The 10,447-nt window shown below is 69.2% G+C and carries 11 protein-coding genes; 4 read left to right on the forward strand and 7 right to left on the reverse strand.

The features are described 5' to 3' along the window. Positions 1-19: 19 nt before the first annotated feature. From OXM58_04925 to kdsA, 6 genes are all read right to left on the reverse strand, one after another. A complete protein-coding gene (locus OXM58_04925) occupies positions 20-1,417 on the reverse strand; it encodes a pyruvate dehydrogenase complex dihydrolipoamide acetyltransferase (GenBank protein ID MDE0147693.1) in 1,398 nt (465 codons plus the stop codon). 35 nt (positions 1,418-1,452) lie between these two features. After that, positions 1,453-2,847 carry a pyruvate dehydrogenase complex E1 component subunit beta gene (locus OXM58_04930; GenBank protein ID MDE0147694.1) on the reverse strand — a complete coding sequence of 465 codons (1,395 nt, stop codon included), beginning with the start codon at positions 2,845-2,847 and terminating at the stop codon, positions 1,453-1,455. Between the two features lie 42 nt (positions 2,848-2,889). Beyond that, complete coding sequence (pdhA, locus tag OXM58_04935) at positions 2,890-3,879, reverse strand: pyruvate dehydrogenase (acetyl-transferring) E1 component subunit alpha (GenBank protein MDE0147695.1); 990 nt, start codon at positions 3,877-3,879, stop codon at positions 2,890-2,892. Positions 3,880-4,057: 178 nt separating this feature from the next. Then, positions 4,058-4,387: a septum formation initiator family protein gene (locus tag OXM58_04940; GenBank protein MDE0147696.1), complete on the reverse strand. Its 330-nt coding sequence runs from the start codon at positions 4,385-4,387 to the stop codon at positions 4,058-4,060. 112 nt (positions 4,388-4,499) lie between these two features. Then, complete coding sequence (gene eno, locus OXM58_04945) at positions 4,500-5,783, reverse strand: phosphopyruvate hydratase (protein MDE0147697.1); 1,284 nt, start codon at positions 5,781-5,783, stop codon at positions 4,500-4,502. 47 nt (positions 5,784-5,830) lie between these two features. Further along, positions 5,831-6,694, reverse strand: a complete 864-nt coding sequence (gene kdsA / locus OXM58_04950) for a 3-deoxy-8-phosphooctulonate synthase (GenBank protein MDE0147698.1) — start codon at positions 6,692-6,694, stop codon at positions 5,831-5,833. 151 nt (positions 6,695-6,845) lie between these two features. Here kdsA and OXM58_04955 point away from each other — a divergent pair, with 151 nt between their 5' ends. Both OXM58_04955 and OXM58_04960 read left to right on the forward strand, forming a co-directional pair. Continuing rightward, positions 6,846-7,379 (forward strand): hypothetical protein, encoded by a 534-nt coding sequence (locus OXM58_04955; GenBank protein MDE0147699.1) that lies wholly within the window; start codon positions 6,846-6,848, stop codon positions 7,377-7,379. A 131-nt stretch (positions 7,380-7,510) separates the two neighbouring features. Then, positions 7,511-7,933 (forward strand): VOC family protein, encoded by a 423-nt coding sequence (locus OXM58_04960; GenBank protein MDE0147700.1) that lies wholly within the window; start codon positions 7,511-7,513, stop codon positions 7,931-7,933. A gap of 26 nt (positions 7,934-7,959) precedes the next feature. Here OXM58_04960 and OXM58_04965 read toward each other — a convergent pair whose 3' ends face one another. Beyond that, on the reverse strand, positions 7,960-9,000 hold the full coding sequence (locus tag OXM58_04965) for a hypothetical protein (GenBank protein ID MDE0147701.1): 1,041 nt from the start codon (positions 8,998-9,000) through the stop codon (positions 7,960-7,962). Between the two features lie 382 nt (positions 9,001-9,382). Here OXM58_04965 and aztA point away from each other — a divergent pair, with 382 nt between their 5' ends. After that, positions 9,383-10,138 carry a zinc ABC transporter ATP-binding protein AztA gene (gene aztA, locus OXM58_04970; GenBank protein MDE0147702.1) on the forward strand — a complete coding sequence of 252 codons (756 nt, stop codon included), beginning with the start codon at positions 9,383-9,385 and terminating at the stop codon, positions 10,136-10,138. Then, on the forward strand, positions 10,135-10,447 hold a 313-nt coding region (locus OXM58_04975; GenBank protein ID MDE0147703.1), incomplete at its 3' end, for a metal ABC transporter permease. The genes aztA and OXM58_04975, both read left to right, overlap by 4 nt.

Here is a 10,447-nt window from a genome sequence, read left to right on the forward strand (position 1 = left end):
AGCCGCTGGGGAGGGACCGTCAGGCCAACATGCTGAGCGGCCGCTCGACGAAGCCCTTGAAGGCCTGCAGCCATTGCGCGCCGAGCGCGCCGTCGATGACCCGGTGGTCGCAGGTGAGCGTGCAGGTCATGACCGTCGCGACCGCCATCTCGCCGTCGCGCACGACGACCTTCTGCGCGCCGGCGCCGACCGCCAGGATCGCGGCCTGGGGCGGATTGACGATCGAGGTGAAATGGCCGACGCCGTACATGCCGAGATTCGACACCGTGAAGCTGCCGCCCTGGTATTCCTCCGGCTTGAGCCGGCCCTCGCGGGCGCGGCCGGCCAGATCCTTCATCTCGTTCGCAATCTGCGCCAACCCCTTGCTGTCGGCGTCGAAGATAATGGGCGTGATCAGGCCGCCTTCGTAAGCGACCGCCACCGAGATATCGACCGCGCCGAGCTGTACGATCGCCGTCTCGGTCCATTGCGCGTTGACCGCCGGCACCTGGCGCAGGGCGAGCGCCGCCGCCTTGATCGCCATGTCGTTGACCGAGACCTTGGCCCTCCCGTCCAACGCCTCGTTGATGTCCTTGCGGGCGGCGAGCAGCCGGTCGATCTCCATGTCCACCGAGAGGTAGATTTGCGGGATGTCGCGGTCGGCCTCGCTGAGCCGCCGGGCGATCACCTTGCGGACATTGCTGTGCGGGATCTCACGATCTTCCGGGCCTGCGGCGGACACTGCCGGACGGGCCGGCGCCGCGACAGAGGCTGCGGCCGGAGCCGGAGCCGCGGGCGCTTCGGCGGCGGGCGCGCCGGCCGCCAGCGCCTGCTCGATATCCCGCTTGACGACCCGGCCGTGCGGGCCGCTGCCGGCGACGGCGGCAAGATCCAGCCCGGCCTGTTTCGCCATGCGCCGGGCCAACGGACTGGCGGCGATGCGACCGTCCTCCCCGGGCGCCGGCGCAGGCGCGGCGACGGGCGCTTCGGGCGCCGGCGCTTCGGCTGCCGGAGCTTCGGCGGCGGGCGAGCTTTCCGGCTGCACGGCCGCTTCCGGTTCGGCCGCTTCCGGTTCGGCCGCTTCCGATTCGGCCGCTTCCGGTTCGGGCGCTGCGGGTTCAGGCGCGGCAGGCGCAGGCTCCGCCGCCGGTGCGGCGCCTTCCCCGCCGTCGGCTGGCAGAGCGCCGGCGTCCTCGCCCTCTTCGAGCAGCCAGGCGATGGTGGCGTTGACCTTCACGCCTTCCGTGCCCTCCGCCACGACGATCCGGCCGAGCACGCCTTCGTCGACCGCCTCGACCTCCATGGTCGCCTTGTCGGTCTCGATCTCGGCAATGACGTCGCCGGGGCTGACGGCGTCGCCCTCCTGCTTGAGCCAGCGGGCGAGCGTGCCCTCCTCCATGGTTGGCGACAGGGCCGGCATCGTTATTGGGATCGGCATATCCGGCGCTCCCCCGTTCCTCTATCCGGCCCGGCTCAATCGGCGTAGCAAACCGCGCGGGCCGCCTGCGCGACCCGTTCGGCATCCGGCAACGCCAGTTTCTCGAGATTGGCGGCATAGGGCATCGGCACGTCGGCGCCGCACACCCGCGCCACCGGCGCATCCAGATCGTCGAACGCCTGCTCCATCGCCACCGCGCATAACTCAGCCCCGATGCCGGCGAAGGGCCAGCCCTCCTCGACCGAGACCAGCCGGTTGGTCTTTTTTACCGACGCAACGATTGTCGCGGTATCGAGTGGCCGGATCGTGCGCAGGTCGATCACTTCGGCGGCGATCCCGTCATTGTCCAGCATCTCCGCCGCCGCCAGCGCCGTCTCCATCATCAGCGAGAAGCTGACAATCGTAACGTCCGTTCCCTCGCGGACCACGTTCGCCTTGCCGATGGGGACGATGCGCTCAGGATCGGTCGGCGCTTCGCCGCTGCGGCCGTAGAGGATTTCGTTTTCCAGGAAGACGACCGGATCGTCGTCGCGGATTGCGGCCTTGAGCAGGCCCTTGGCGTCCGCCGCCGACCAGGGCGCGACGACCTTGAGGCCCGGGCAATGGGCGTACCAGCTGGAAAACTCCTGGCTGTGCTGGGCGGCGACCCGGGCGGCCGCGCCGTTGGGGCCGCGGAACACGATGGGCGCCGAGACCTGCCCGCCCGACATGTAGCGCGTCTTGGCCGCCGAATTGATGATGTGGTCGACCGCCTGCATGGCGAAGTTGAAGGTCATGAACTCGACGATCGGGCGCAGCCCGGCAAAGGCCGCGCCGGTGCCCAGGCCGGTGAAGCCGTGCTCGGTGATCGGCGTGTCGATCACCCGCCCGGCGCCGAATTCGTCGAGCAGTCCCTGGCTCACCTTGTAGGCGCCCTGATACTCGGCGACCTCCTCGCCCATCAGGAAAACCTGCCCGTCGCGGCGCATTTCCTCGGCCATGGCGTCGCGCAGCGCTTCGCGGACGGTGACCTCTTTCGTTTCGCCGGAATAGTCCGCCTCGGCGATTTCCGGAGTAGGCGGCTGCGATGCGGCGGGCGCAGGCGCCGGCGGCGCAGGGTCGGCGGCGGGTTCCGGCGTCGCGGCAGGTTCGGCCGCGGCAGGCGCCGGTTCCGCCGCCCCGGCGACGCCTATGGCCAATGCGTCCTCGCCCTCTTCGAGCAGCCAGGCAATGACCGTGTTCACCTTGACCCCTTCGGCGCCTTCCGCAACCTCGATCCGGCCGACGGTCCCTTCCTCGACCGCCTCGACCTCCATCGTCGCCTTGTCGGTCTCGATCTCGGCGATGACGTCGCCGGGCGCAACGCGGTCGCCTTCCGCGACCAGCCAGCGCGCCAGCGTGCCCTCCTCCATGGTCGGCGACAGGGCCGGCATCAGCACTTCAATCGGCATGGAAGCTCCCCGGAACAGCGCTATCGTGCGGGCGGCAACGCATCAGGCCGCCAGCACGTCGGTATAAAGTTCGGCGGGGTCGGGCTCCGGGCTGTTCTGGGCGAACTCCGCCGCATTGTTGACGATGGCGCGGATGTCCCGGTCGATCGCCTTCAGATCGTCCTCCGCGGCGCCGTCGGCCGACAGCATCGCCTTGACCCGCTCGATCGGGTCGCGCTCCTCGCGCATTTTCTGGACTTCCTCGCGCGAACGGTATTTCGCCGGGTCGGACATGGAATGGCCGCGATAGCGATAGGTCACCATCTCCAGGATGACAGGGCCGTTGCCCTTGCGGGCGTGGGCGACCGCCTTTTCCCCGGCGGCCCTGACCGCCAGCACGTCCATGCCGTCGACCGCTTCGCCCGGAATGCCGTGGGCCGCGCCACGCTGATGCAGGTCGATGGTCGACGACGCCCGCTCGACCGAGGTGCCCATGCCGTACTTGTTGTTCTCGATCACGTAGACGACCGGCAGGCTCCAGAGTTCGGCCATGTTGAAGCTCTCGTAGACCTGGCCCTGATTGGTCGCGCCGTCGCCGAAATAGGTCAGGCAGACGCCGCCGTCGCCGGAATATTTGTGGGCGAAGGCGACGCCGGTGCCGAGTGGCACCTGGGCGCCGACGATGCCGTGGCCGCCGTAGAAGCGCTCTTCCAGGCTGAACATGTGCATGGAGCCGCCCTTGCCCTTGGAATAGCCGCCGATGCGGCCGGTCAGCTCGGCCATCACCCCTTTCGGGTCCATGCCGCAGGCCAGCATGTGGCCGTGGTCGCGATAGGCGGTGATCACCGAATCGCCGTCCCGGATCGCCGCTTGCATCCCGGTCACGACCGCTTCCTGGCCGATATAGAGATGGCAGAAGCCGCCGATCAGGCCCATGCCGTAAAGCTGGCCGGCCTTCTCCTCGAAGCGCCGGATCAGCAGCATGTCGCGATACCAGGAAAGCAGCTCGTCGCGGGTTGCGGACCCGGTTTCCGCGGCGGCGTCGTTGGGCACGGTCTACCTCTACGGACTGGTTGTACGAGTCGCCCGAAAGCGGGCCGGATCCCATTAGATGGAGCGAACGCCGCCGCGCCACAAGGCAAAAAATTCCGCGCGCCGGTTCCCGGGCGGGGATGGCGGGTGCGGAAGATATGCGATGGTCCGGCCGGCCGCTGCATTGACCGGAATCAAATCAGTCGGACGGCAGCGGCTCGCGGTAACGGATGACGATCTCGTCCCTGCGGCCGAGATAGAGGCTGCGGCGCAGCGCCTCGTCCAGCATGTCGGCGTCGGGCCTGTCCTGCTGCAGCAGGCTTGCCTTGTGCCGCAGCCAGCTGTGCTGCGCCTGGAGATCCGCCCTTTCGCGCTTCAGCGCATCGAGCCGGTCCGACAGGCCGATCCAGGCCTGCAGGCCGCGATCGCCGTGGACCGTGTGGTAGCCGAGATAGCCCAGGCACAGCAGCGCGATGAACGGCAGAACGAGCGCCCGCAGCTTGTTCAGCAAGATGCGCATGAGGTACATGGCGCGACGGAATCACTTAGCGAAGCGCAAGTCAACAGAAATATTCGTTGACTATCGGGAAGTTACTTACAGTCTTTTCGATAATACATGAGAGCGAATCCTTTGAAACGACTCAGGAATTGCCGCGGAGCGCCGCGCGGCCGGCGTAGGTCGCCGCCGGGCCGAGCCGTTCCTCGATGCGCAGGAGCCGGTTGTATTTCGCTGTGCGGTCGGAACGCGAAAGCGACCCGGTCTTGATCTGGCCGCAGTTCGTGGCAACGGCGAGGTCGGCGATCGTCGAATCCTCGGTTTCGCCGGACCTGTGCGACAGGACGGCGGCGTAGCCCGCGCGATGCGCCATCTCGACGGCCTCCAGCGTTTCGGTCAGCGTGCCGATCTGGTTGACCTTGACCAGAACGGCGTTGGCCACGCCCTGCTCTATGCCTTCGGCGAGGCGCGCCGGATTGGTGACGAACAGATCGTCGCCGACCAGCTGGACACGGTCGCCGAGCGCATCGGTCAATGCCGCCCAGCCGCTCCAGTCGTCTTCGGCCATGCCGTCCTCGATCGAGACGATCGGGTAGCGGCCGGCGAGGTCCTGCCAGTATGCGGCCATCCCGTCCGGCGACAGGCGCTTGCCCTCGCCCTCCAGATGGTAGGCGCCGTCGCGGTAGAATTCGGTCGAGGCGGCATCGAGCGCCAGGACGAAGTCGTCGCCGGGCGTATAGCCGGCAGCGGCGACGGCTTCCGCCACGAAATCGAGCGCTTCTTCGGCGCCGCGCAGCGCCGGCGCAAAGCCGCCCTCGTCGCCGACATTGGTGTTGTGCCCGGCCTTTCTGAGGCCGGCCCGCAGGGCGTGGAAGACCTCGGCGCCCATGCGCAGCCCCTCGGCGAAGGTCTCCGCGCCGACCGGCATGACCATGAATTCCTGGATGTCGACCGGGTTGTCGGCATGGGCGCCGCCGTTGACGATATTCATCATCGGAGTCGGCAGGACCCGCGCGCCCGGCCCGCCCAGATAGCGGTAGAGCGGCATGCCGATTCCGTCCGCCGCAGCCCGCGCGACGGCGAGGCTGACGCCCAGGATCGCGTTGGCGCCGAGGCGGCTTTTGTTTTCCGTGCCATCCAGTTCGCGCAGCACCGTATCGATATGGACCTGCTCCAGCGCGTCGAAGCCGGAGAGCGTGTCGAAGATTTCCCCGTTCACCGCGTCGACCGCCGTCAGCACGCCCTTGCCGCCATAGCGGCCGCTGTCGCCGTCGCGCTTCTCGACGGCCTCGTGTGCGCCGGTCGAGGCGCCGGACGGCACCGCCGCGCGCCCGAAGCCGCCGCTGTCCAGATGAACGTCGACCTCAACGGTCGGGTTGCCCCGGGAATCGAGGATTTCGCGGGCGACGATGTCGACGATGTCGGTCATGGCGGCTCGGATCGTGAATGTATCGGAGAGGGTCGGCGCGGCGGCGCTCAGGCGAGGCGGACCGGGTTCTCTTTCGCCAGCCGGTCGACCTGCGCAAGGGTCTGCAACAGCGCGGGCAGGTCGCGCACCGGCACCATGTTGGGGCCGTCGCTGGGCGCGCTGTCAGGGTCCTGGTGGGTTTCCATGAAAATCGCGGCGACGCCGATGGCCGCGGCGGCCCGGGCCAGCACCGGCACGAATTCGCGCTGGCCGCCGGACGACGCGCCCTGCCCGCCCGGCTGCTGCACGGAGTGGGTCGCGTCGAACACCACCGGCCAGCCGTTCTGCGCCAGAATCGGCAGCGCGCGCATGTCGGAGACCAGCGTGTTGTAGCCGAAGCTCACGCCGCGCTCGGTCTGCAGGATGTTGCCGTTCCCCGTGCTGGCGACCTTGGCGAGCACGTTCTGCATGTCCCACGGCGCGAGGAACTGGCCTTTCTTGACGTTGACGGCCTTCCCGGTCCGCCCGGCGGCGAGCAGCAGGTCGGTCTGGCGGCACAGGAAGGCCGGGATCTGGAGCACGTCGACCGCTTCGGCGGCGACCGCACACTGTTCCTCGGTATGGACGTCGGTCAGCACCGGCAGGCCGGTCGTTGCACGGATGTCCCCGAAGATCGAAAGCGCCTTGTCCAGGCCGATGCCGCGCGGGCTGTCCACGCTGGTCCGGTTCGCCTTGTCGAAGCTGGTCTTGTAGATCGCGCGCACGCCGGCGCTCCCGGCGGCCTCCTTCACCGCCGCTGCCATCTCCAGCGCATGATCGCGGGATTCGAGCGCGCACGGCCCGGCGATCAGCACGAACGGCCGGTCGTTGCCGAGTTCGACGTCGCGGACGCGGACGGAACGGTTGTGCAGGGCGGCGGCGCCTTCGGGCATGATTAGTTCGGGGCGGCTTCCGGCATTGGATTGGCGCGAATGTAGGGCGCAAAGAGGCGCAAGTCAGCGGTGTAGGTGTCTCACAAGGCCGCGCCATTACGACGGAAAGTCAGGGCGGCGCCGTATCACGGCAAACGGAGGCGCCCCCGACATGATACGAAAGCCGATCCTCTGCCTGGCCATCCTGCTGCTGGCCGGCGGGTGTACCGCGACCGGCGGCGGCAAGGACCGCGGGCACCCTCGCGCCGGCCCGCCGAAGGCGCCGCATCATATCGCGCACAAGCACGACCGCTTGCGTCACCGCATGGTGCATGCCGCCGGCGTCATGGCCGCCTGCGGCCGGCGGAAAGATGCCCGCCGCGCCGCCTGGAACGCGAGGGCCGCCAACAAGTCGCCGAAGCGGCCCGGCCGCTGGTCCGGGCGCCGCCTCCGCAAGGCGCTCCGGCGCAGCGCCGACGCCGCAGCCTGGCGGCGGGACGCGGGGCGCCTGCGCTGCCGCAGTCCCGAAGTGGCGCGGATCGCCCGCCGGATCGACAAGGTCCACGCGCGGCTCAGCCTGCGCGACCCCCGGGCCCGGCCGCCGAAGCGCGTCGCAGACCGGCCGCCGCGCCGTGAAAACGGCGAACCGCCGCGCCGGCGGGACCGCGAACGCGACCGTTCGCGGCGCGGGGGACGCGACTCCTGACGAAGAAGGCTGCGAAGGCTGCGTCCGGCCGGCGTGCCCGCACGTTGACCGTTGCACCCTCCGTTCGGTGAACCGTATACCGCCGGAACCGCATCCGCCGCTTCGGCCATCCGCTTCCGGGAAAGAAACGAATGTCGCTCAACCCCTATCTCTTCTTCGACGGCACCTGCCGCGAGGTCTTCGAGTTCTACCGCTCGGTCTTCGGCGGCGACTTCTCGGTGCTCCAGACCTTCTGGGACGGGCCGCCCGACATGGGCGTGCCGGAGGCGGAGAAGGACCGGATCATGCACGTCTCCCTGCCGATCGGGCCGGCCGTCCTGATGGGAAGCGACAGCTGCTCGGCCTTCGGACCGCCGCCCGCGGCGGGCGACAATTTCGCCATCTCCCTGACCGGGGAAAGCCGCGAACACTGCGACCGGGTGTTCGCCGCCCTGTCGGCGGGCGGCTCGGTCAGGATGCCGATGCAGGAGACCTTCTGGGGCTCCTATTTCGGCAACTGGACCGACCGTTTCGGTATCGCCTGGATGATCAGCTTCGATCCGCCGAAGGACTAGGGGTACGGCCCGGCGGCACGCCCGGCCTACCGCGCGCCGGCCAGCCGCACGATCGAGGCAGACCAGTCGAGCAGGTCCATCAGCCGCGCCACATAATGGTCGCGGGCGCCGAACCCGGCGTCGGACTCGCCGGTCAGGTTGGCTTCGAACACGTCGAGCAGCCGGTTCAGCCGCCGTTGGTGCAGGCCGAACGTCCGCTGCAGCGGATCGGCGACCACCCCGGCGAACGCCGTCAGCATGGCGAACGGCACCAGCATCCCGGCGAACACGCCGGCGTAGAGCAGCGGCGAGACCTTGACCGAGACCAGGCTGTAATACAGCCCGCCCAGCCAGGGCCCGGCAAAGAAACTCCCGACCGCGGCGGAATGGGCGATCGAACCGGCGACGACGCCGGAGAGCGCCGCCGCCCCCGGCGTAAACTTCTGGGCCGCGATATAGCCCGCTCCGGCGGCGAACAGCGAGGCTGTGATATCTGCCGCCGCCGCGCGGCTGCCGAGATAGTCCTGCATCGCGGCGTGGACCCGGTCGCGAAAGGCCCGGTCTTCGGCCCGGTCACCGACGATCTTGAGCAGGCGGTCGAAATGCGCGGCCAGCCGCGGATCGCATAGCGCCTCCTCGACCAGCCGGTCCCGTTCGGTGCGGCGGTCGCCCTGGTCGAGTGGCAGTTCCAGCAAATCCGCGTGCAGGCGCCATTCCAGCTCGCGGGCGACCCGCGTCTGCCAGAACAGGGTGCGGCCGGTCAGCCGGTCCGCCGCGCCGCGTGCACCCGCAACCTGCAACCCGGCGGCGGCGACGCCGCGCGCCGCCGTCGCGACCCCGGCCATGACGTTGTACGGCGCGCGCAAGAGGTCGAGGCCGAAGGCGTGGCGGTGCAGCTCGAGCGAGCCGCGCAGCGCGAAATTCCGGTCGACGAAGGCCGGTATCCGTTCGCGCCGCCCGGCAACGTAGCGGCGCACGGCATCGTCGAAGATGCCGGCGACGGCCTGCCGGTCCAGCGGCGGCAGCGCGATTTCCGTGCCGGGCGTAGCCGGTGAGTGCGGTGGGGGCGATTTGGGCGGTTCGCTCATCCCCGGTCATGTGGGGAGTGAGGCGGCGGCGTCAAAGGTATGGCAGCGGAAAACCCGTTCGGTGCGGCCGGGCCGTCGTCGCGTCATGTCAGCCGGCCGGTCGGGCGTTGATTTATCAAATGTTATAATATAACAGACTGACGATCTTTCGGCAGAGAAAGTCTCATGGGCAGGCGCGGACAACGAATGCAGGCCGAGGCGCTTTCCGTCCTGCCGAGCCACCGCGCACCGATGTCGGCTGAGGAACGGCTATGACGACGCCATCTGTAACCCGGTTTCGTCTTCTTGCGGTCGGCGTCGGGCTGCGGCTGGCCGGAGCGGCGCTCGCGGCGGCCGTTCTTTGGGCCGGCTTTTTCTGGGCAACATCCACGTCCGGCGGGTCATGGGGCGGATCATGAACCATGCCCTTTCGTTCCAGAACCTGACCCTCGGCTACGACCGCCATCCGGCCGTGTACCGGCTCGACGGCGAGATCGCCGCGGGCAGCCTGACCGCCATCGTGGGGCCGAACGGGGCCGGCAAATCCACGATGCTGAAGGGCGTGACCGGCTCGCTGCGGCCGCTCGAAGGCCGGATCGCCTTCGGCGGGATCGCGCGCAGTGAGATCGCCTACCTGCCGCAGCAATCGGACGTCGACCGGTCGTTCCCGATCGTGGTCGCCGACCTTGTGGCGATGGGCCTCTGGCGGGAGATCGGCGGTTTCGCGGGCTTGCGGGCCGGTCATCGCGCCCGCGTCGCCGATGCGATTTCCGCAGTCGGCCTCGAAGGGTTCGAGACGCGGCCGATCGGGTCGCTGTCGGGCGGGCAGACACAGCGCGCCCTCTTTGCCCGCCTGCTGCTGCAGGACGCCCGGCTCGTCCTGCTTGACGAGCCGTTTACCGCGGTCGACGCGCAAACGGTGGCGGACCTGATCGGCGTGGTGCGGCGCTGGCACGGCGAAGGCCGCACGGTGCTCGCCGTCCTGCACGACGTCGACACGGTGCGGGCCCACTTCCCCCGCACGCTGATGCTGGCGCGCGAGCTCGTTGCCCACGGACCCACGGCAGAGGTGCTGACGGCCGAAAACCGGTTCCGCGCACGCCAGATGTGCGAGGCCTGCACCGGCCCCCCGCATATATGCGGGCGAGACGCCGCATGATCTGGGAGCTCCTCGTCCAGCCCTTCGCTGATTTCGGCTTCATGCGGCGCGCGCTGATCGGCTGCATTGCGATCTCGGTCGGCGCGACGCCGGTCGGGGTGTTCCTGATGCTGCGCCGCATGAGCCTGACGGGCGACGCAATGGCCTGCGCGATCCTGCCAGGCGCGGCCGTCGGCTATCTCGTCGCCGGCCTCTCGCTCGGGGCGATGACGATTGGCGGGCTGATCGCAGGCATGGCCGTGGCATTGCTTGCCGGCTTCGTGACCCGCGTCACGGCGCTGCGCGAGGATGCGAGCCTGGCGGCCTTCT

This window comes from Rhodospirillaceae bacterium (assembly GCA_028819475.1).
GTDB lineage: Bacteria > Pseudomonadota > Alphaproteobacteria > Bin65 > Bin65 > Bin65.